Raw genomic sequence first — 19758 nt, forward strand, 5'->3', positions numbered from 1 at the left:
CTGGGACTACATTCCCGTGCGACATCGGCGCGTCTTCGACATCAAGGCGGCAGGACCCGCGCGAGAAAGCCGCCGATGTCGCGCGTGCATTGCGCGGCGCCTTCCACGCTGCGGCTGAAGCCGAAGAACAGGTGCGTCATGCCACGGTAGATCTCGAGCCGGTGCAATCGCCCGGCGGACTCGAGCGAACGCGCCATGGCCGAGGACGCGTCGAGGAACACATCGAACTGCGCCGCGGCCAGGAAGGTGGTCGGCAGCAGGCCGGGGTCCGCGAGCAGCAGGTTGGCGCGTGGATCGTTCCGGCTGGCCTCGTCGGGAAGGTAGTCGCCGAAGATGGACGGCACGGATGCGAGGTCCGGGAACAGGCCGGCGTTGCCATGGCGGCGCATCGAGTCGGTCGAGGTGTCCCCGTTGAACGCGCCGACGATGCCGACGGCCGCCTGCAGCCAGGGTTGGCGTCCCAGTGCGACCGCCGCCCCGAACGACACGTTGGCACCGGCCGAGCATCCGCCGCATGCGAGCCTGTCGCCATCGATGCCCCATTCGTCGCCGCGTGCGTGCAATGCGCGAAGCAGCGAGGCGGTCTGCTCGACCGCCACGGGAAAGCGATGCTCGGGTGCATGCGCATAGTCCGCGCTCACGACGATGCCACCCCAGGCCTTGGCGATCTCGCGCATCTGCCGGTCGTTGGTCCATTCGGAGCCGGTCTTGAAACCGCCGCCGTGCAGGTAGACGAAGGCCGGCAGAAGCGCCGGTCCGTCCTCCGGCCGGTAGACCACGATCGAGACGGTGCCGCCCTCGACGGGAACGCGCACGCGCTCGATCTCGCGCATCGACGGACCGCCCTCGTTCCAGTACTGGCGGGTCAGTTCCATGCCGCGCCGAACGGCCGCGATGCCATCGCTCGGGTTGCCGTGCGCCGCGGCCTGCTCGGCCGATTGGCGCAGGGCCTCGCGAAGCGCCGGATCCACGCCCCAAAGGGTCTCGTTCATGGATGCTTCTCCCCCTGCCGCCCGAGTGCATACCGGTACGGCCCCAGCAGCATCATGGCCACGCTCGCCACCACGAGGCCGATCGCCAGCCCGGCGAGCGTGGGCCCGTAGCTGCCCAGGCGGCTGTACGACAGCCCCATCAGGAACGGGCCGAGGCCGGAGCCGAACATGAAGACCGCGAACAGATAGCCGTAGATCTCGCCGAAGGCGCGCATCCCGAGGTAGCGCGAGATGAAGAACGCGATCAGGTCCACCTCGGCGCCCAGGCCCAGGCCGATGCACACGGTGGCGATCAGGTAGATCGCAGGATGCGCGGGCGCATGGAGCAGCACGATGCCGATCAGCGGCATGAGGATGAAGACCAGCGCCACGTACGGACCGAAGATGCGGTCGAGCAGGAAGCCCGCGAGCAGTCGCCCGATGATGAGCGCGATGCCCGCCGCGCTGATTGCCGTGGTCGCCAGCTGCGCCGAGACGCCGCGGTCGGTGAGGATCGCCGTGATGTGCGCGATGGTCCCGCCGCAGGCCATCACGACCGCGAAGAAGACCAGGGCCAGGCACCAGAACTGCTTCGTGCGGAACGCTTCCCGCGCGCTCAGGCCCGGCGCGGCCTGCCGCGCGAGCGAGGCCGCGGGCACGGGTTCCTTCAGCAGCAGGCAGGCTGGCGGGAAGGCGACGAGCAGCACGGTGGCGCCCAGCCCGACGAACGCGGTGCGCCAGCCGTGCGCCGCGATCAGCGCCTGGGCCAGATGCGGCAGCAGGGCCGCGCCGAGGCCCACGCCCGCCATCGACAGGCCGAGCGCGAGGCCGCGATGGCGTTCGAAGGCGCCGGTCACCGCCTTGGCGTAAGGCAGTGGTGATTGCGCCGCCGCGAAGACGCCGGCCACGCCGTACATGAGGATGAACTGCAGCGGCGTCTGCGGCACCACGCCGAGGGCCGCGATGGACAGTGCGAACAGCACGATCCCCGGCAGCACGACCGCGCGCACGCCGTACCGGTCGACCAGACGTCCCGCGAACGGTGTCGAGAGACTCGTCACCACGAAGCCCACCAGGATCGCCGAGGAGATGGTCGCGCGGTCGGTGGCGAAGGCCTCCGCCAGCGGCTTGACGAACACGCTGAAGCTGAACTGGAGCAGCGGCCCGTTGCCCACGAGCGTGCCGAGCACCGCCGCGACGACCACCCACCAGGGGCTGCGCGCGCGCGACGAGAAGCCGGCGCGCGGTTTCGCGACCGCGTGGCCCTGTGCCGCATCGGTCATTGCCGTGCCTCCGGGGTGCCCGCGTCGGGCGTGATCAAGTCCTCGAGCGCCGCCTTGATCAGCAGCGCCGTGACGTGCGAGTAGAAGCGGCACATGGTCAAGGTGCCGCCGGCGACGTAGAAGCCTTCCTGGCGCGTGCGCACCCACATGTTGCGCATCTCGCCATCGGGGCCGATGCCCCAGATCGGACCGACGCGCTCGGCGACCTCGCTGCCGAACATCGTGCGCACGGCCTCCTGCAGCGGCTGGTAGCCGGTCGCCATCACCAGCATGTCCGCGGGCATCGCAGCGCCGTCGGTGAAGAGCACTTCCTTGTCCTTCACGCGCTCGATGCCCACGCCGGTCTTGAGCTTGATCTTGCGCTCGACGATCAGGTCGGACGCGCCGACGTTGAGGTAGTAGCCGCTGAGGGAACGCAGCAGCTTCATGAAGAAGCCCGTGTCGTCCTCGCCGTTGTCGAGCATGAAGCCCACGCTGCGCAGGCCTTCCAGCAGTTCCTTGTCGTCCTGCGCCATCTGTTGGCTCAGCGGACCGTGCAGTTGCCGGACCAGGTCGAAGGGGATCGCGGCGCTCATCAGGTCCGTTTCCTCGATGGGCCGCAGGCCTTCGTTGGCGCGGTAGATCGCATAGGCGCGCACCGATGCGGGCTCCAGGCCGACCACCGTGGTGGAGGAGCGCTGCAGCATGGTGACTTCGGCGCCGCGCAGATGCAGGTCCTGCGCGATGTCGTGCGCACTGGTGCCGGCACCGACGACCAGCACGGACTTGCCCGCGACCTCGAGGTCGTCGGTGCTGCGGCTCGAATGCACCACCTGACCGCCGAAGTCTTCCAGCCCGCGGATGCGCGGCACCTTGGGAACACCGCTCGCGCCGACCGCCATCACGACCTGGCTCGGCCGCAGCGTCCGGATGGAACCGTCCGCGCGTTGCACGCGGACCGTCCAGCGCCTGGCCGTGGCGTCGTAGGTGCCATCGAGGAAGCTCGTGCGGTTCCACACGTTGAGCTCCATGCTCATCGCATAGAACTCCATGAAGTTGGCCAGCATGTCCTTCGGGATGTAAACCGGCCAGGTCTTGGGAAAGGGAAGGTAGGGCAGGTGGTTGGTGCAGATCTCGTTGTGCAGCGTCAGCGAGTGGTAGCGCTTGCGCCAGTTGTCGCCCACGCGTTCGTGCCTGTCCACGATCAGCGTGGCGACATCGAGCTGCGCGAGGCGTGCGCCCAGCGCGAGGCCGGCTTGCCCGGCGCCGATGATCAGCACCTCGGGGTCCTTCTCGGCGAACTCGGCGGCGGCCTGGCGGCGGTCGAGCCAGTTGTCCACGCTGCGGCGGCCCGTGCTCTCGCGGCGACGGGTCAGGAACGGGTCTTCGGGGAAGGCTTTCAGTTCGTGGATCGTCGTGAGGAAGTTCAGCGCCTTCCAGCCGCCAGGCTGGGCCGGGTCGGGCGTCAAACGCAGGAAGCCACGTCCGTGCGCGACACGGGTGTCGAAGCGGAAAAAGGCCTCGAGGGTCTCGACGCCGCCGAGTTGGCCGCGCATCGGCGCCTGCGCTTCGAGGCGGAAGTTGGCCGCGCCGCAGGCCTCGAGCGTGGACTGCAGTGCTTCCGCAATCTCGAGCGCTCCCTGTCGCGTGGCGATCTTCCAGGTGAAGCTCAGGATGTCGCGCCAGTAGCCGTCGTCACCGAACAGGCTGGCCGCACGATGGCAGTCGCGCTGTCGAAGCGCGTCGTCGAAGCCCTCGATCCATTGCTGCGCGATCTGCCTGCGTTCGCGGGCGCCGCTGTCTGGCGCGTCGTGGCTCGGTGTCCCGATCCCGGTCGATGTCTCATGCATGGGGAGCTGCTTCCTTGTCGAGAGGCCGTGGTGGATCGCGGCCTGTTTTAATCAATGATTAAAGTATAGGTTCGGCCATGAAACGGAGACAAGCGGCGCACCGGCTCGGATTTCCCCTATGGAAGCCGACGCCGTTTCGTGCTTTAATCATTGATTAAGAAGGATGCATCCCTGGATTTCATGGCCACGAACACCAAGTCCCGCGCCGACGGCGCCGAGGAAAAGAACGCGGATGTGCAGCGCAGGCTGCTCGCGGCCGCGACGCATCTGTTCATCAAGAACGGCTACCGCGGCGTATCGATCCGCGAGATCGCGGACCGCGCCAAGACCAACTCCGCGCTGATCTCCTACTACTTCGGCGGCAAGGAAGGCCTGTTCGTGCAGGTGTTCAAGGAGGTCGCCGCGCCGCTGAACGACAAGCGCGCCGCCAACTTCGAGCAGCTCGAGCAAGCGGGCACGCTCACGGTCGAATCGATCGTGCGGGCCTGGGTGTCGCCGATGTTCGAAGGCCGATCCTTGGCCAAGGAAAGCCCGGTCACCACGCTGTCATTCAGCCTGAATGCCGAGCAGGGCAAGCTGTCGGAGCAGCTGATCGTCGAGATATACGACGCCATCAATTTCCGTTTTCTCTCGATGCTCGAGGCCTGCCTGCCGGGCATTCCGCGCGACACGCTGGTCTGGCGGCTCTTCTTCCTCGTGGGCGCGATCCTGACCGCCACGCGGCCGCACGGACGCAGCTTCAAGCGGCTCTCCCAGGGCAACGCCACGGCGCAGGACTCCAACGAGCTGATCGAGCAGCTGGTGCAGTTCGCCGCTGCGGGCTTCCGCGCACCGCCGCTTCGTTGACTAAGAAGGTGTGAAGGAACCGTCGCGCAGCAGGTTCATTCACACCTTCTCAGTGCAGGTAGCCCGACACGCCGTCCCATAGCAGCTTGATGGCCGTGATCACGAGCAGGCCATAGCAGACCCGGTACATCTGCCGCTGGTCGAGCTGGGCATGCAGGCGCCAGCCCAGCCAGACGCCCGAGGGAATGGCGAGAAGGCAGATGGCCATCAACGTCCACACGCTGCCCGCGGGCCGGGCCAGGGCCAGCCACGGTACGGCCTTGAGGATGTTGCCGACCGTGAAGAACATGCTCGTGGTTCCGGCGTAGACCTGCTTGCTAAGGCCGAGCGGCAGCAGGTACATGGCCAGCGGCGGTCCGCCCGAGTGCGCCACCATCGTGGTGATGCCCGATGTCAGGCCGGCGGCGATCGCCTTGGGCGACGAGCGCGGCCGCACCACCACCTCGCCACCACGCACGAACCACAGCCCGACGAAGACCAATGTGATCGCCGCCATCACGATGGCGATCGCACGGTGGTCGAGCACGCGGAACAGCACATAGCCCGCGCCGATGCCGACCACGAGCCCGGGCACCAGCAGCAGCAGGTCGGGCCTGGACCACGTGGAAGGCTTCCAGTAGCGCAGGCTGAACAGGTCCATCGCGATGAACAGCGGCGCGAGCAGGCCACCGGCCGTTACCGGATCCATCACCAGCGACAGCAGCGGAATGCCGATGATCGCGAAGCCGCCGCCGAAGGCGCCCTTCATGAAGCAGATCAGGAACACACCGGCGAAGGTGACGAGGATGGTGGTGAGCGTCAGTTCCATGCGGCGGAAACGGGTGGATCGGTGGAAGGCCCGGATCGTAGTTCCCCGATGCAAGACAATCAAATTATTGTCATGAATACAATGGCGCAATGCCCCAGGCTCGCTACAAGCAGTTGGTCGACCGGCTCTCGGAGGACATCCGCCAGGGCCGCCTGAAACCCGGAACGGCGCTGCCCACGCATCGCCGGCTGGCCACGCGCGAGGGCATCTCGCTGGCCACGGCCACGCGCACCTACGCGGAGCTGCAGGCCATGGGGCTGGTCTCCGGCGAGGTCGGCCGCGGCACCTTCGTGCGCGAGCCCATCCCCTTCGGCGACGGCGTGGAGATGCACGTGGCCAGCGGCGATCTGCTGGACCTGAGCTTCAACTATCCGGCGCTGCCGATGCAGACGGACCTGCTGCGCACTGCGCTCCGGCAACTGGCCTCGGCGGGCGAGCTCGAGTCCGTGCTGCGCTACCAGCCGCATGGCGGCCGGCCGCACGAGAAAGCCATCGTGGCGGCGCACCTGAAGAGCCGGGGCCTGTCGGTTGCTACCGACGAGGTGCTGATCACCAGCGGCGCGATCCATGGGCTCGCTTGCTCAGCGATGTCCTTGCTGCGGCCCGGCGATGCGGTGGCGGTGGATGCCCTGAGCTATCCGGGCATCCAGGTGGTGGCCGAGCTCAGCGGGCTGGAACTGGTGGCGCTGCCGGCGTCCGGCCCGGGGCTCGATCCGGACGCGCTCGACGCGCTGTGCCGCCGGCGAAAGATCCGCGCCGTCTACTGCATGCCCACGCTGCACAACCCGCTCGGCTGGGTGATGCCGCTGGCGCAGCGCGAGGCCCTGATCGCGATGGCGCGCCGCCGCGGCCTGCTGCTGCTGGAGGATGGCACCTACGCCTTCCTCGAGAAGAAGGCGCCCGCGCCGCTGGCGGCGCTCGCGCCCGACATCACCGTCTACGTCTCCAGCCTCTCGAAGAGCGTGGCGGCCGGCCTGCGCTTCGGCTTTGCATGCGCGCCCGCCGCTCTCGTTCCCAAGATCCATCGCGCGATCCGCGCCACGGTCTGGAACACGCCGACCCTGGTGACCTCCCTGTGCTGCGGCTGGCTGCAGGACGGCACGGTCGCGCGGCTGGAGCAGGAGAAGCGGCGCGATGCCGTCGCGCGCCAGCGCATCGTGTCCACGGTGCTGCCGCGGTTCGAGATGGTTCGCCACCCGGCTTCGTACTTCGTCTGGCTGCCCTTGCCCGCCGGGGTGCGGTCGGACGCGGTCGCCATGCGGCTGAAAGAGGACAACGTGCTGGTCTCCACCGCCGCGCCGTATGCCGTGGGCTCTCAGCCGCCGCATGCCATCCGGCTGGCGCTGGGCTCGGTGTCGCATGCCGACCTGAAGCGGGCCCTGGAAAAAGTCGGCGGCGTCGTGGCGAGTCTCGACTGCTGAGTCGGTGCCTGCCTCGAACGGAGCGCTCGCGGCGTCGAGCGTCGGGGGGCAGCGCTAGGTTCGCTCGTGCGCGGAGGCCGCAGCGACGACGGGTTGCGGCCGCAGCCGGACGTGGCTCAGATGGCTCTTGCGCATCTTCTCGAGCGCATGCGGTTCTTCGGGCCAGCGGCACCAGTTCGGCCGCGGTGCGCCGAGGGCCGCGAGCCGCGCCATGACCACCTGCTCCGTGCGTGCGCATTCGGCTTCCGCCGCGGCCAGTTCCGCCTGGAGGCCGTCGATCTCGCCCTGGTAGCGCGCCAGGGTTTCACGCGCGCGCCGGAGGCTCGCGAGCACCGGGAATGCATTCGACGCGCTGCCCGCGAAGTAGGTCCGTGCGAACTGTTCCGGATCGGCTTCGTATTCGAGGATCTGCTGCTGGCAGTGAAAGATCAGCGCCTCGCCACGCGCGCAGGCGCAGCGGCGCTCGCGCAGCTTCTCGTAGCTGCCGCGCAACTGCAGTGCCAGTTGCCGCGGGACGGCCGGGCGCCTGGTCTTCGCGAGCGCGGGCGATGGCGGCGCGCTGAAGGTGGGCATGGGAAAGCTCATCGACATGCTGCTGCTTCCGGATGCGACGTGCGACACGGCTCAGCCGACGCCGGGCACGTTGCGCACGCCGGCCTCCAGGTAGTCCATGAACTCGCGCCGCTCGCGCGCCTCGTTGCCGCGCTCCGACATCGGCATCACGCCGAAGGGCGAGCGCTTGAGGTAGCTGCGGTAGGAGATGCCGTAGTACACGACGTTCATGCTGAGGATGAGCCGGTACTGGATCGTCTCGCGCGGCGTGCCGGGCAACTGTGCCTCGAGCAGCTCGACCGCGAGGCCCAGCAGCCTGCGGTGCAGCTTCGCGGACAGCCGCTGGCCGGCCTCGCCGAAGTCCCAGCCGAGCCGGCCGATGAAGCTCACCGCGTCGCGGCCGAAGCCCGGCGTCTGCAGCATCTCGATCATCGGACCGAAGGCGGCTTCCATGATGTCGCGCACGCCATGCGGCCGCGCGCGCAACGCCTCCAGGCCCGCGCACGAACGCGGCTCCAGCCATTGCTGCAGCATCGCGGTGATCTCGCCCACCAGTCCCTCGCGGCTGCCGAAGTGGTAGTGCAGCGCGGAGGCATTGTTCGCGCCCGCCGCCACCACGATGCGCCGCAGCGAGACCGCATTCATGCCTTCGCGCGCCATCAGCTTCATGGCCTCGGCGAGCAGCCGCGCATGCGTGCTGTCGCCGGGGGCGTCGGCATGCGGCGCGGGGGGGGCGGGCTTGGAAGTTCGACGGGCGAGGGCGGGCACGGGCGGAATAATGCAAGTTGATTAATTCATCTGCATCAGCGGATACCCTCGATCGACTCGGAGCGCCTTCGCCCTCGCAGTGGAAGCGCAGCGCGGCCTCGGGGGTCATCCCGTTGACACCCGCACTCACGCTGCGTTAACCTGCGCGCCGTTCCCTTCTCCGGCAGCTTTGCCGGATTTCCTCGGCGCCCTCGCGGCGCAACCGGCAGCTTCGCTGGTTCTCCCCTCGGCAGTTCTGCCGTCCCCTTCGTGTCCGCGGTCGCACCGCATTGCCGACGCGCTTGCGCGCGCTTCGCATGGTCTGCCCATGCGCGCGTGCCGGCGCCTGCATCGGCATGGCGTCCCGGGCACGTCGATCCATCCAGACACCCCAGGAGACAGCCACCATGCACACCCCTTCTTCGCGTCCCTTCGCGCGGCTTGCCGGACTCTTCCTCGCCGCGGGCCTCGCCGCCTTCGGCACCCACGCCTTCGCCGCCGGCGAGCCCGTGCGCATCGGCGCCATCTTCGACAAGACCGGCGGCCTCAACATCTACGGCATCCAGCAGAGCCGGGCGCTGCGGCTCGCGGTCGACGAGATCAACGCGGCGGGCGGCGTGGCCGGCGCCAAGGTCGAGGTGGCCGAGGCCGACGCGCAGTCGGAGGACGCCAAGTACACGCAGTACACGACCACGCTGATCCTCAAGGACAAGGTGCAGGCACTGTTCGCGGGCCTCACGAGCTCGAGCCGCGAGGCGATCCGCCCGATCGTGCGGCGCTCGAAGATCCCTTACTTCTATTCCTCGCTCTACGAGGGCGGTGCCTGCGACCGGCAGACTTTCGTGACGGGCGCCACGGCCTCGCAGCAGCTCAGCGTGCTCGTGAAGTGGGCGATCAAGAAGTACGGGCCCAAGGTCTACATCATGGCGCCCGACTACAACTTCGGCACCATCTCGGCGCAGTGGGTGCGGCTCTACGCCAAGGAGTTCGGCGGCGAGGTGGTCGGCGCCGACTTCCTGCCGCTCACGCTGACCGACTACTCGCCCACCATCAACAAGATCCAGCAGGCCAAACCCGACTTCGTGGTCGCGCTGCCGGTGGGCGCGAACCAGACCGGTTTCCTCGAGCAGATGGCGGCCGCGGGCCTGAAGAGCCGCGTGGGCGTGGTGTCGACCAACTACGGCGGCGGCAACCAGCAGGTGGTGGTGTCGCCGCAGGCTGGCGAGGGCATCGTGGCCGCGCTCGAATACTTCGCCTGGCTCGACACGCCGCGCAACAAGGCTTTCAAGGCCTCCTGGGAGAAGGCCTACGGCAACAAGGAGCCGGTGACCGCGGTCGCGGTCGACGTCTACAACGCGGTGCACCTGTGGGCCAAGGCCGCGAACAAGGCGAAGTCGGCCGAACCCGCGAAGGTGATCCAGGCCTTCGAGGAGGGCGAGGGCGTGGCCTTCGACTCGCCGGCCGGTCCGGTGTCGATGCAGCCGAAGTCGCACCACGTGCGCCAGAACATCTACATCGGCGTGGGCACGAAGACGCAGAGCTTCGACATCGTCGAGACCTATGCCTCGGTGGCGCCGAAGTTCGAGGACCAGGTCTGCGACCTGGTCGCCAAGCCGCAGACGGCGCAGCACTTCACGCCCGGCGCGTCGAACTGAGCGAGGCCCCCGATGGCATGGGATCAATTGCTGACCGGCGTGCTCTCGTCGGTCGCCAGCGGCTCGGTGCTGCTGATCGCGACGCTCGGCCTGGCCGTGGTGTTCGGGCTGATGGGCGTGGTGAACCTCGCGCACGGCGAATTCATCATGTTCGGCGCCTACGCGGCGCTGACCGCGGTGCGTGCCGGCGTGCCGTTCCCGCTCGCGGTGGCGCTGGCCGCGCTGGCGGCCGCGGCCTTCGGCGCGCTGGTCGAATGGCTGATCGTGCGGCGCCTGCACGGCCGGCCCTTCGACACGCTGCTGGCCATGTGGGGCCTGAGCCTCGCGCTCTACCAGAGCGCGGTGCTGCTGTTCGGCACAGTCACGCCGGGCATCGGCATGCCGGCGTCGAACGTGCGCATCGGCGACTACACGATCTCCAGCTACCTGCTGTTCCTGATCGTGGTGGCGGCGGTGCTGATCGCGGCCGTGTATGCGCTGCTCACGCGCACGAACTACGGCCTGATGGCGCGCGCCGCGATCCAGGACCCGACCACCGCGGCCGCGATGGGCGTGCGCACGGTGCGCATCAACAACCTCACCTTCGCTTTGGGCTGCGGCCTCGCGGGCCTGGCCGGCGCGATCCTGGTGCCGGCCGTGCCGGCCACGCCCAGCATGGGCTTCGCCTTCGGCATCAAGGCCTTCCTGGCGGTGGTGGTGGCGGGCCCGGTCACGCTCGCGGGCACCATCGCCGCGGGCGGCATCCTGGGCTCGGCCGCGAGCGCGGTGGCCAGCGTCTGGTCCACCGTCGCGGGCGACGTGGTGTTCTTCGTGATCACGCTCGTGGCCTTGCGCGCCTGGCCGCAGGGCATCTCCGAGCGCTGGCGCCTGAAGCTCTGAACGGAGGCGACGCATGAACATGAGCAGAACCCTCGCCGCACCCGTGGCCACGACCCCGGCCACCAAGCGCCGTGCGGCGCCCTGGTGGCTGGCCACCGTCGCCGGCACCGTCGTGCTGGGCGCCGGCGCCTTCTTCGTCGACGAATACCTTGCCTACCTCGCGAGCTCCTGGCTGATCTTCGGTCTGCTGGGCCTGAGCCTGGACATGGTGTGGGGCCGCGGCGGCATGCTGAGCCTCGGGCAGACGGCCTTCTTCGGCCTCGGCGGCTACGCGGGCAGCGTGGCGGCGATCAACCTCGCGAGCATCACCGGCAACACGCTGGTGTGGTCGCTGCCGGTTGGCGCAATCGTGGGCGCGGCCGCCGCCGGCGCGGTCGGCTGGCTGCTGTTCCACGGCCGCCTTGGCGCGCTGCAGGCCACCATCCTGACCTACACCGTCACCCTGCTGCTGTGGACCGGCAGCATCTCGTTCTCGGCGCGCTTCGGCGACGCGGTGGTGGGCGGCGACAACGGCCTGTCGAACATCCCGGGCATCGTGCTGGGCTTCGGCGCCGACGCGCAGGGGCTCGGGCCGCAGGGCACCTTCGCCTGCGTGCTGGCGGTCTCGGCGCTGGTGCTGCTGGGCGTGCGCGCGCTGCTGCGCTCGCCCTTCGGCACGGTGGTGGACTGCGTGCGCCTCGACGGCCCCAAGACCGAGCTGCTGGGCTACGACGTGCGGCGCTGCCAGCTCGTGGTGTTCACGCTGGCCGGCGGCATCGCGGGCCTGGCCGGCGCGCTCTACGGTGCCTGGGCCAACTACCTCAACCCCTCGCTGTTCAGCGCGCAGCAGGCGCTGCTGGTGCCGATCTACGTGCTGGTCGGCGGGCTCGGCACGCTGGCCGGCCCCTTTGTCGGCGCGGTGGCGGTCGGCGGCCTGTCGTACTGGCTGGGCGGCGGCGTGGTCGGTGGGCAGACCACGCTGATCATGGGCGTGGCGCTGATCCTGCTCGTGCTGTTCCTGCGCGGCGGGCTGCTCGGCGGCCTCGGGCGGCTGTGGGCGCTGCGCGGGCCGGGCGGCGCGCAGGGCAAGGCGCGCCAGGCAAAGACCGCGATGGACGTGGACCTGGTGCGCGGCCTGCGCGAAGGCGCGGCCGTGCCGGCGCCGGTGCTCGAGATCCGCGACGGGGTCAAGCGCTTCGGCGGCGTGGTGCCCGTCAATCGTGTCACCCAGCGCTTCGCGCCGGGCCGCGTGCGCTGCCTGATCGGGCCCAACGGCGCGGGCAAGAGCTCGCTGCTGCGCTGCCTCACCGGCACGCACCTGCTCGACGCGGGCGAGATCGTGCTCGACGGGCGACCCGTCACGCGCTGGATGCCGTACCGCCGCGTGCAGGCCGGCGTGGGCATCAAGATGCAGGTGGCGCAGGTGTTCGGCGAACTGAGCGTGCGCACCAACCTCTGGATCGCCGCCTACAGCCGTGACCGCGATGCCGCGGTCGCCGACCGGCTCAGCGAGCGCACGCTGCGCGCGCTCGGCCTCGAGGCGCTGGCCGAGCGCGATGCGGCCGACCTCTCGCATGGCGAGCAGCAATGGCTGGACCTCGGCATGGTGCTGTGCCTGCAGCCCTCGGTGGTGCTGCTCGACGAGCCGGCCGCGGGCATGACCGGCGACGAGCGCCGCGAGCTCTCGCAGCTGGTGCGCGTGCTGGCCGAGACGGCGGCCGTGGTGGTGGTCGAGCACGACATGGCCTTCGTGCGCACGCTCGACGCCGAAGTGACCGTCCTGCACCGCGGCGAGGTCTTCGCCCAGGGCGACCTCGACACCCTGCGCCAGGACGAACGCATCCTGGACATCTATCTCGGGAGACAGCAGCATGTTCGAAGCCATTGAGATCAGCGGCGGCTACGGCAAGACGTCGATCGTCGAGCGCGCCAGCCTGCGCGTGGGGCGCGGCGAGATCGTCGCGCTGCTGGGCCGCAACGGCGTGGGCAAGTCCACGCTGATGCGCCTGCTGGTCGGCCAGGCCACGTCCATGGGCGGCAACGCACGGCTCGACGGCCGGCCGCTGCCCGAGCGCACCGACGACCGCGCGCGCTGCGGCCTGGGCTACGTGCCGCAGGGTCGCTTCGTGTTTCCGCGGCTGTCGGTCAGCGAGAACATCGCACTGGCGGCCGTGGCCTGCGGCCATCCGCGCGCCGAGGCGATCGCGCGCGCCTTCGCCGACTTCCCGGCGCTGGTGCCCAAGGCCAACGACCTCGCGGGCCGGCTGAGCGGCGGCCAGCAGCAGATCCTCGCGATGGCGCGCGCGCTGGCCACGCGGCCCAGGCTGCTGCTGCTCGACGAGCCGACCGAGGGCGTGCAGCCCTCGATCGTCGACGAGATCGCCGAGGTGCTGCTGCGGCTGCGCCGCGACGGCCTGTCGGTGCTGGTCGCCGAGCAGGACCTGAACTTCTGCCTCTCGATCGCCGAGCGCGCCTACGTCATGGACCAGGGCCGCATCGTGCGCGAGACGCGCAAGGCCGAGCTAGAGGGCGACCGCGCGCTCCTCCAGGAACTGCTCGGCGTCTGAGCCCCCACATCCACGCACACATCCAAAGAGAGGAACGAACACCATGGACCACGAGATCTTCGAGGCGGGCGACATCGCCCTGCAATCGGGCCGCATGCTGCGCAACGCGAAGCTGGCCTACAAGACCTACGGCAAGCTCAATGCCAGGCGCGACAACGCCATCGTCTACCCGACCTGGTTCGCGAGCACGCACGCCGACAACGAATGGCTGATCGGGCCCGGCAAGGCGCTCGATCCGTCGGAGTACTTCATCGTCGTGCCGAACTCCTTCGGCAACGGCGTCTCGAGCTCGCCGAGCAACCAGCCCGCGCCCAACGACCGCGGCCGCTTCCCCGACGTGACCGTCTACGACAACGTGGTGCAGCAGCACCGGCTGGTGACCGAGCACCTGGGCATCGACACCTTGCGGCTGGTCACGGGCTGGTCGCTGGGTGCGGTGCATGCGTTCCACTGGGCCGCGCTGTACCCGGACATGGTGCAGCGGCTGCTGCCGTTCCAGGGCGCGGCGCGCGCGTCGCGCCACTTCCAGGTCTTCTTCGCGGGCGTGAAGGCCGCGCTGCAGGCCGACGCCGAATGGCGCGAGGGCTTCTACGAGCGCCAGCCCGAGCGCGGCCTGCGCGCCGCCGGCCGGGTATACGCGGGCTGGGGCTTCTCGCAGAAGTTCCTGCGTGACCGGCTCGACATCGAGGCACTGGGCTTCGCCTCGCTCGAGGACTTCCTGATCGAGTTCTGGGAAGGCTGGCTGCTGTCGAAGGATGCGAACAACCTGGTCGCGTCGCTGTGGACCGGGCAGCACGGCGACATCGCCGACAACCCGGTCTACCGGGGCGACTTCGTCGCGGCGCTGTCGGCGATCAAGGCGCGCGCCATCGTCATGCCCTCGTCGAGCGATCTCTACTTCCCGTCCGAGGATTCGGCCTTCGAGGTCGCGCACATGCCCAACGCCGAGCTGCGCGTGCTGCCTTCCGACTGGGGCCACCTGGCGGGCAAGGGCCTGCACGAACCCGACAACGCGTTCATCGACAACGCGCTGCGCGAACTGCTGGCGGCATGACCATGGCAGACCTTCCCACCAAGATCGCGGCGCCATGGAACGCCGACAGCGTGGCCGCGCATCGCCGCGCCGCAGGCCTCGCGGCGCTCGACCCCGCGCTGTGCGGAGAGGTCGCGACGATCCTCGAGGACCTGCGCACGGGCCTGCGCGAGCTGCCCGGGCGTGCCTGGTTCGCGCTCGTTCCACCGTCGACGGAGACCGATCATGTCCATCGTTGAGCGGTCCCCCGTCGAGGACATCGACCGCGCGGGCGTGGCGCAATTGGCCGCGCTGATCCGCCGCGGCGAGCTCGGCGCGGTCGAGCTCGCCGAACGCCGGCTGGCCGACATCGAGCGCCGCGCCGCGCGCACCAATGCCTTCGTGACCGTCGACCCCGAAGGCGCGCTGGCCCAGGCGCGCGAGGCCGACCGCGCGCTGGCGCGCGGCCTGCCGCTGGGGCCGCTGCATGGCGTGCCGATCGCGGTGAAGGACAACGTGCTGACCGCCGGCCTCGGCAGCGGCGCGGCCTCGGCCGTGCTGGCCGACGCGCCGCTGCAGGGCGAGGCGCCGCTGGTCGCGCGGCTGCGCCGGGCCGGCGCCATCGTGGTGGCCAAGACCAACATGCACGAGTGGGCCTACGGCGCGACCAACAAGGGATCGCACCATGGCCCCACGCGCAATCCCTGGGACCCGCGCGCGATCACTGGTGGCTCCAGCGGCGGCTCGGCCGCCTGCGTGGCCGACGGGCTGCTGCCGCTGGCCATCGGCACCGACACCGGCGGCTCGATCCGCATTCCCGCCGCGGCCTGCGGCATCTCGGGCATCAAGCCGGGCACCGGCCGCGTCGAGGGCGAGGGCGTGCTGCCGCTGGCCTGGAGCTTCGATGCCGCCGGGCCGATGGCGCGCAGCGCCGAGGACCTGTGGCTGGGGCTCGACGCGATGCTGCCCGGCTCGGTTGGCGATTCGTCGCGCCATGCCGCGCAGTTCCGCGAGGCGCGCGGCCGCGCCCGGCTGCGCATCGGCGTGCTGGCGGGCGATGGCTTCGAGACCGCGTCCGACGTGGGCCGGGCCTTCGAGGCGGCGCTCGAAGTTTTCGGCCAGCGCGGCGGCGATCTCGTGCCCGTGCCGGTGCGCGGCATGGCGGCGGTGTTCGCGGCCTGGAAGGCCATCATGTACGCGGAGGCCAGCACCTTCCACCGCCCGCTGATGCACGACCGGGCACAGCACTACGCCCCCGACGTGCGCGCGCTGCTGCATGCGGGCGAGAGCGTGTCGGCCGTCGACTACCTCGCGGCGCAGCAGTTCCGCGGCGCCTTCTGCGCCGCGCTCGCGCGCGACATGGCGGGGCTCGACGCGCTCGTGCTGCCGACGCTGCCCGTGACCGCGCCGCCCTTGGCAGAATCGCGCATCGAATTCGCCGGCCGCACGACCACCGTCCAGGACGCCATGACCGCCATGCCCTGCCTCGCCAACTTCACCGGCCTGCCGGCGGTGAGCCTGCCTTGCGGCTTCGGCGACACGGGCCTGCCGGTGGGTCTCACGCTGATCGGCCATGCCGGCGGCGAGTTCGCGCTGCTCGGGCTGGCCGCGGCCTTCCAGGACGACACCGCCTGGCATGCCATGCGGCCCGGCCATGCGACGGCGATGGGCCGCGAGGAGGGTGCGCATGTCTGATGAGATCGGCGTGGGCGTGCTGTTCGCCCAGACCGGCAACATGGCCGTGACCGAGCAGGCGCTGCTGAGCGGCACGCTGGTCGCCATCGACGAGATCAACTCGGGCGGCGGCGTCGCGGGCCGGCCCATCGTGCCGATCATCGAGGACCCGGGCCCCGATCCCGCGAGCTACCGCGACATCGCGCGCCGCATGGTGCTGCACCACCAGGTGCCGGTGATCTTCGGCTGCTGCTCGTCGGCCAGCCGCAAGGCCGTGCTGCCGGTGGTCGAGCGCCACGGCGCGGTGCTGTTCTATCCCTCTGTGTACGAGGGCTTCGAGTATTCGCCCAACGTGATCTACACCGGGCCCACGCCCGCGCAGACCATCGTGCCGCTGATCAAGTACCTGTTCGCGCATCACGGGCGGCGTTTCTTCCTGGTCGGTTCCGAATACGTGTTCGCGCGCGAGATCTCGCGCATCGCGAAGGAGTTCCTGCTCGAGAGCGCGGGCAGCGTCGCGGGCGAGACCTACCTGCCCATGGGCGCGCCCGACAGCGCCTTCGCCGAGGTGGCCGAGCGCATCGCCGCCGCGCGGCCCGACGTGGTGCTCAGCACCGTGGTGGGCGCCGACACCGCGCGGCTCTATGCGGCCTGCCATGCCATCGGCGCCACCTCGGCCGGGCACCCGATCGCGAGCCTCACCGCGAGCGAGGCCGAGATCGCGCCGCTGAGCCCGGCCGCGCGCGCGGGCCACCTCACGGTCGCGCCCTACTTCGCGGGCATCGAGAGCCCGGCCAGCGCGCGCTTCACCGCGCTCTACGAGAAGCGCTACGGCGCCGGCCGCCGGCCCAACATGTATGCCGAGGCCGGCTACCTGCAGGTGCACCTGTTCGCACGCGCCGTGCCGCGCGAGGGCGCGCCCGACCCCGACCGCATCGTGCGCAGCCTCGGTGGCACGCGCCATGCTTCGGCCCAGGGCGAGGTCGAGATCGACGCCGACACCAACCACACCGCGCTCAAGGCCCGCATCGGGCGCTCGCGCGAGGATGGCGGTTTCGACCTGCTGTGGGAGGATGCTTCCATCGTCCGCCCCGATCCCTACCTCGTCGCCTACGAACGGAAGATCCTCTGATGTCGCCCGATCCGATCCAGCTGCGCTCCCTGCGTGACATCCGGGTCGCCGTCATCCATCCCGACGACGAGGACGCCCGCGTGCTGTGCGAGCAGCTGCGCCGCTTCGGTTGTCGCGTCACCGCGCTGTGGCCCGAGCCGAACCACCTGCCCGAGGGCACCGAGGCCGTGTTCTTCAGCATCCAGTCGGAGCGCGATGCCGCGCACCCGTGGTTGGCCGGTTCCTCGCACGCCGTGCTGATCGCGCTGCTGGCCTACGAGAACCCGGCCGTGCTCGAGGCCGCGGCGGCCGCCAACGTGCACGGCGTGCTGCCCAAGCCGATCCGGCCCTTCGGCGTGCTCGCCACGCTGTACGTCGCGCGCATGCTGTTCCGCTACGAGGAGCGGCTGCTCAACCGCATCGCCAAGCTCGACGAGACCCTGCGCACGCGCCGCATCGTCGAGCGCGCGATGAAGATCCTTGCCACGCGCCAGGGCATCTCGGAGGACGAGGCCTACGCCATCATCCGGCGCGAGGCCATGCGCAAGCAGTTGCCGGTGTCGTCGATGGCCGAGTCGATCGTGCATGCGGAAGCGATCTACGGGCTGCCGCCCGATCGCGGCGCTTCGGACCCGGCCGAGTGATGGCCCGCGCTCCCGTCCAGAGTCCGGAACGCTTCGGACTCGATCCTTCGTTCGCGCGCGATCCGTGCAGCGATGGCCCGTTGAGCGGCCTCAGCTTCGCCGCCAAGGAGGTGTTCGACCTCGCGGGCCACGTCACGCGCTCGGGCAACCCTGATTGGCTGCGCACGCATGCGCCGGCCAAGGCCGATGCACCCGCGGTCGCGCGCCTGCTCGAGGCCGGCGCGCGGTTGCAAGGGCGAACGCTCAGCGACGAACTTGCGTTCTCGCTCGCCGGCGAGAACCTGCACTACGGCACGCCGCTGAACCCGCGCGCACCCGGCCGCGTGCCCGGCGGTTCATCGAGCGGCTCGGCCTCTGCCGTGGCCGGTGGCTGCGTCGACTTCGCGCTGGGCACCGACACCTCGGGATCGGTGCGCATCCCGGCCAGCTACTGCGGCCTGTACGGCCTGCGGCCCACGCATGGCACGATCGATGCGCATGGCGTGACGCCGCTGGCGCCGGCCTTCGACACGGTCGGCTGGTTCGCCGCGACCGCGGCGGTGCTCGAGCGCGTGGGCGTGGTGCTGTTGCCGCCGGGCGAGATACGGTCACTGCGACGCATCGTGCCGATCGTCGATGCCTTCGACGATGCCGCGCCGGGCGTGGCCGCAGCGCTTCGTCTCGCGCTTCATCGCCTGGCGTCGCTGGGCCTGGCCTTCGATGCGCCCGCGCAAGGCTTGGCGCTGGCCGCTGCGGCACAGGCCTACCGCGTGCTGCAGAGCGCCGAGGTCTGGCGCACGCATGGCGAATGGTTCGAGCGCACCCGGCCATCGATGGCGCCCGAGATCGCGGCGCGGCTGCGCGCCGCGTCGCAGGTCACGGCCCATGAGATCGAGGCCGCGCGGCGCGAGGCCGACGCGCTGCGCGCGAACATCGACGACCTGCTCGGGCACGACGGCGTGCTGTGCCTGCCGACCGCGCCCGACGTGGCGCCGCGGCTGGGCGCTTCGACGCAGCCCGATGCGCAGACCCGCATGCGCGTGCTGGCCCATACCTGCATCGCGGGGCTGTGCGGCTTGCCGCAGCTCAGCCTGCCGCTGGGGTGGGTCGATGGCCTGCCCGTGGGGCTGGGGCTGATCGCGGGGCGGGGGAGGGATCGGGATCTGCTGGCGTTGGTGGGGCGGATCGCATCCGACGATGGGACCAAGACGGCGAGGGCTTGATCTACATTCGGCTGAAGGAGGCCATCGATGCCAAGGACCAGGGATAAGGAGATGGAGCAGTTCGAGAAGGATCTGCTCCAGTCGATCGCGGAGATGAAGCGCGGCGAGTTTGCATCTCGCATGCCCCACCTCGTCTTCGTCTTCGGCACTCTGAAAGAGGGCTACCCCAACTTCGCCACCAACCGCGGTCGCCGCATCCCCGGCGACTTCGTCACGCTCGAACGCTATCCGCTGTACCTGATGGGCGAGCGCTTCTCGCCATGGCTGGTCTTTCTGCCCGGCGAAGGGGAGCGCGTCGTCGGCCAGTTGTTCGAGGTCGACGATGCCGTATTGGCGGCCATGGACCTGCTCGAGCGGGTCAGCGAGGTGGACGGCTATCGGCGTGTGCCGATCGGCGTCGAAGGCATCGGCAAGGCATCCGGCCAGCCAAGGATCGTTCACGCCTATGTCAAGCCGCCCGAGCAATTCGATGGGGCGCAGGCGAGGCTGGGCCCGCTGACCGAATACACGATGGCGCATGCCGGGCTCTATCGCTCGCGCTCGGCCATGCCCTGAGCCACGGCGGCTTTCGGCGATAG

At 70.0% G+C, this 19758-nt stretch carries 19 protein-coding genes; 13 read left to right on the plus strand and 6 right to left on the minus strand.

Annotated elements, in window-relative coordinates; translation table 11 throughout:
* Positions 1–41: 41 nt before the first annotated feature.
* Genes AC07RM_RS13635 through AC07RM_RS13645 form a run of 3 tightly spaced genes read right to left on the minus strand, consistent with a single transcriptional unit; the run spans position 42 to position 4083 of the window.
* The gene (locus AC07RM_RS13635) at positions 42–992 is read right to left on the minus strand and encodes an alpha/beta hydrolase fold domain-containing protein (RefSeq protein WP_495334851.1); all 951 of its coding nucleotides are present in this window, start codon (positions 990–992) and stop codon (positions 42–44) included.
* The gene (locus AC07RM_RS13640) at positions 989–2254 is read right to left on the minus strand and encodes an MFS transporter (RefSeq protein WP_495334852.1); all 1266 of its coding nucleotides are present in this window, start codon (positions 2252–2254) and stop codon (positions 989–991) included. The genes AC07RM_RS13635 and AC07RM_RS13640 overlap by 4 nt, the downstream gene beginning before the upstream one ends.
* Positions 2251–4083, minus strand: a complete 1833-nt coding sequence (locus tag AC07RM_RS13645) for a flavin-containing monooxygenase (RefSeq protein ID WP_495334853.1) — start codon at positions 4081–4083, stop codon at positions 2251–2253. The genes AC07RM_RS13640 and AC07RM_RS13645 overlap by 4 nt, the downstream gene beginning before the upstream one ends.
* A gap of 180 nt (positions 4084–4263) precedes the next feature.
* On the opposite strand from AC07RM_RS13645, the gene AC07RM_RS13650 reads away from it, so the two are divergent.
* The gene (locus tag AC07RM_RS13650) at positions 4264–4929 is read left to right on the plus strand and encodes a TetR/AcrR family transcriptional regulator (protein WP_495334854.1); all 666 of its coding nucleotides are present in this window, start codon (positions 4264–4266) and stop codon (positions 4927–4929) included.
* Positions 4930–4978: 49 nt separating this feature from the next.
* Here AC07RM_RS13650 and AC07RM_RS13655 read toward each other — a convergent pair whose 3' ends face one another.
* Positions 4979–5737: a sulfite exporter TauE/SafE family protein gene (locus AC07RM_RS13655; RefSeq protein ID WP_495334855.1), complete on the minus strand. Its 759-nt coding sequence runs from the start codon at positions 5735–5737 to the stop codon at positions 4979–4981.
* A gap of 89 nt (positions 5738–5826) precedes the next feature.
* Here AC07RM_RS13655 and AC07RM_RS13660 point away from each other — a divergent pair, with 89 nt between their 5' ends.
* Positions 5827–7158 carry an aminotransferase-like domain-containing protein gene (locus AC07RM_RS13660; protein ID WP_495334856.1) on the plus strand — a complete coding sequence of 444 codons (1332 nt, stop codon included), beginning with the start codon at positions 5827–5829 and terminating at the stop codon, positions 7156–7158.
* 54 nt (positions 7159–7212) lie between these two features.
* On the opposite strand, the gene AC07RM_RS13665 is transcribed toward AC07RM_RS13660, so the two are convergent.
* Both AC07RM_RS13665 and AC07RM_RS13670 read right to left on the minus strand, forming a co-directional pair.
* Positions 7213–7731, minus strand: a complete 519-nt coding sequence (locus AC07RM_RS13665) for a hypothetical protein (protein ID WP_495334857.1) — start codon at positions 7729–7731, stop codon at positions 7213–7215.
* 51 nt (positions 7732–7782) lie between these two features.
* A complete protein-coding gene (locus AC07RM_RS13670; RefSeq protein WP_495334858.1) occupies positions 7783–8478 on the minus strand; it encodes a TetR/AcrR family transcriptional regulator in 696 nt (231 codons plus the stop codon).
* Positions 8479–8864: 386 nt separating this feature from the next.
* On the opposite strand from AC07RM_RS13670, the gene AC07RM_RS13675 reads away from it, so the two are divergent.
* From AC07RM_RS13675 to AC07RM_RS13725, 11 genes are read left to right on the plus strand one after another with little or no spacing between them, the layout of a single operon-like run.
* Entirely contained in the window at positions 8865–10112 is a 1248-nt protein-coding gene (locus tag AC07RM_RS13675; protein WP_495323237.1) for an urea ABC transporter substrate-binding protein, read from the plus strand.
* 12 nt (positions 10113–10124) lie between these two features.
* Complete coding sequence (locus tag AC07RM_RS13680; protein ID WP_398493517.1) at positions 10125–10991, plus strand: branched-chain amino acid ABC transporter permease; 867 nt, start codon at positions 10125–10127, stop codon at positions 10989–10991.
* Positions 10992–11010: 19 nt separating this feature from the next.
* Complete coding sequence (locus AC07RM_RS13685; RefSeq protein ID WP_495334859.1) at positions 11011–12858, plus strand: ABC transporter permease subunit; 1848 nt, start codon at positions 11011–11013, stop codon at positions 12856–12858.
* Positions 12842–13537: an ABC transporter ATP-binding protein gene (locus AC07RM_RS13690; RefSeq protein ID WP_495334860.1), complete on the plus strand. Its 696-nt coding sequence runs from the start codon at positions 12842–12844 to the stop codon at positions 13535–13537. Before AC07RM_RS13685 ends, AC07RM_RS13690 begins: the two co-directional genes overlap by 17 nt.
* Before the next feature lie 43 nt (positions 13538–13580).
* Positions 13581–14591, plus strand: coding sequence for an alpha/beta fold hydrolase (locus tag AC07RM_RS13695; RefSeq protein ID WP_495334861.1), 1011 nt, complete (start codon positions 13581–13583; stop codon positions 14589–14591).
* Between the two features lie 2 nt (positions 14592–14593).
* Positions 14594–14809 carry a hypothetical protein gene (locus AC07RM_RS13700; protein ID WP_495334862.1) on the plus strand — a complete coding sequence of 72 codons (216 nt, stop codon included), beginning with the start codon at positions 14594–14596 and terminating at the stop codon, positions 14807–14809.
* Positions 14796–16244 carry an amidase gene (locus AC07RM_RS13705; protein ID WP_495334863.1) on the plus strand — a complete coding sequence of 483 codons (1449 nt, stop codon included), beginning with the start codon at positions 14796–14798 and terminating at the stop codon, positions 16242–16244. Before AC07RM_RS13700 ends, AC07RM_RS13705 begins: the two co-directional genes overlap by 14 nt.
* Complete coding sequence (locus AC07RM_RS13710; protein ID WP_495334864.1) at positions 16237–17355, plus strand: transporter substrate-binding domain-containing protein; 1119 nt, start codon at positions 16237–16239, stop codon at positions 17353–17355. The genes AC07RM_RS13705 and AC07RM_RS13710 overlap by 8 nt, the downstream gene beginning before the upstream one ends.
* Positions 17355–17978 (plus strand): ANTAR domain-containing response regulator, encoded by a 624-nt coding sequence (locus AC07RM_RS13715; RefSeq protein WP_495323244.1) that lies wholly within the window; start codon positions 17355–17357, stop codon positions 17976–17978. Before AC07RM_RS13710 ends, AC07RM_RS13715 begins: the two co-directional genes overlap by 1 nt.
* Positions 17978–19180: an amidase gene (locus AC07RM_RS13720; RefSeq protein ID WP_495334865.1), complete on the plus strand. Its 1203-nt coding sequence runs from the start codon at positions 17978–17980 to the stop codon at positions 19178–19180. The genes AC07RM_RS13715 and AC07RM_RS13720 overlap by 1 nt, the downstream gene beginning before the upstream one ends.
* A gap of 51 nt (positions 19181–19231) precedes the next feature.
* Positions 19232–19735, plus strand: a complete 504-nt coding sequence (locus AC07RM_RS13725) for a gamma-glutamylcyclotransferase family protein (RefSeq protein ID WP_495334866.1) — start codon at positions 19232–19234, stop codon at positions 19733–19735.
* Positions 19736–19758 lie beyond the last annotated feature (23 nt).

Source organism: Variovorax sp. GW821-FHT09B05 (genome assembly GCF_059418265.1).

Coding starts and splice junctions, on each gene's coding strand:
- AC07RM_RS13635 (WP_495334851.1), bottom strand. CDS start 992: ATGAACGAGACCCTTTGGGGCGTGGATCCGGCGCTTCGCGAGGCCCTG.
- AC07RM_RS13640 (WP_495334852.1), bottom strand. CDS start 2,254: ATGACCGATGCGGCACAGGGCCACGCGGTCGCGAAACCGCGCGCCGGC.
- AC07RM_RS13645 (WP_495334853.1), bottom strand. CDS start 4,083: ATGCATGAGACATCGACCGGGATCGGGACACCGAGCCACGACGCGCCA.
- AC07RM_RS13650 (WP_495334854.1), top strand. CDS start 4,264: ATGGCCACGAACACCAAGTCCCGCGCCGACGGCGCCGAGGAAAAGAAC.
- AC07RM_RS13655 (WP_495334855.1), bottom strand. CDS start 5,737: ATGGAACTGACGCTCACCACCATCCTCGTCACCTTCGCCGGTGTGTTC.
- AC07RM_RS13660 (WP_495334856.1), top strand. CDS start 5,827: ATGCCCCAGGCTCGCTACAAGCAGTTGGTCGACCGGCTCTCGGAGGAC.
- AC07RM_RS13665 (WP_495334857.1), bottom strand. CDS start 7,731: ATGCCCACCTTCAGCGCGCCGCCATCGCCCGCGCTCGCGAAGACCAGG.
- AC07RM_RS13675 (WP_495323237.1), top strand. CDS start 8,865: ATGCACACCCCTTCTTCGCGTCCCTTCGCGCGGCTTGCCGGACTCTTC.
- AC07RM_RS13680 (WP_398493517.1), top strand. CDS start 10,125: ATGGCATGGGATCAATTGCTGACCGGCGTGCTCTCGTCGGTCGCCAGC.
- AC07RM_RS13685 (WP_495334859.1), top strand. CDS start 11,011: ATGAGCAGAACCCTCGCCGCACCCGTGGCCACGACCCCGGCCACCAAG.
- AC07RM_RS13690 (WP_495334860.1), top strand. CDS start 12,842: ATGTTCGAAGCCATTGAGATCAGCGGCGGCTACGGCAAGACGTCGATC.
- AC07RM_RS13695 (WP_495334861.1), top strand. CDS start 13,581: ATGGACCACGAGATCTTCGAGGCGGGCGACATCGCCCTGCAATCGGGC.
- AC07RM_RS13700 (WP_495334862.1), top strand. CDS start 14,594: ATGGCAGACCTTCCCACCAAGATCGCGGCGCCATGGAACGCCGACAGC.
- AC07RM_RS13705 (WP_495334863.1), top strand. CDS start 14,796: ATGTCCATCGTTGAGCGGTCCCCCGTCGAGGACATCGACCGCGCGGGC.
- AC07RM_RS13710 (WP_495334864.1), top strand. CDS start 16,237: ATGTCTGATGAGATCGGCGTGGGCGTGCTGTTCGCCCAGACCGGCAAC.
- AC07RM_RS13715 (WP_495323244.1), top strand. CDS start 17,355: ATGTCGCCCGATCCGATCCAGCTGCGCTCCCTGCGTGACATCCGGGTC.
- AC07RM_RS13720 (WP_495334865.1), top strand. CDS start 17,978: ATGGCCCGCGCTCCCGTCCAGAGTCCGGAACGCTTCGGACTCGATCCT.
- AC07RM_RS13725 (WP_495334866.1), top strand. CDS start 19,232: ATGGAGCAGTTCGAGAAGGATCTGCTCCAGTCGATCGCGGAGATGAAG.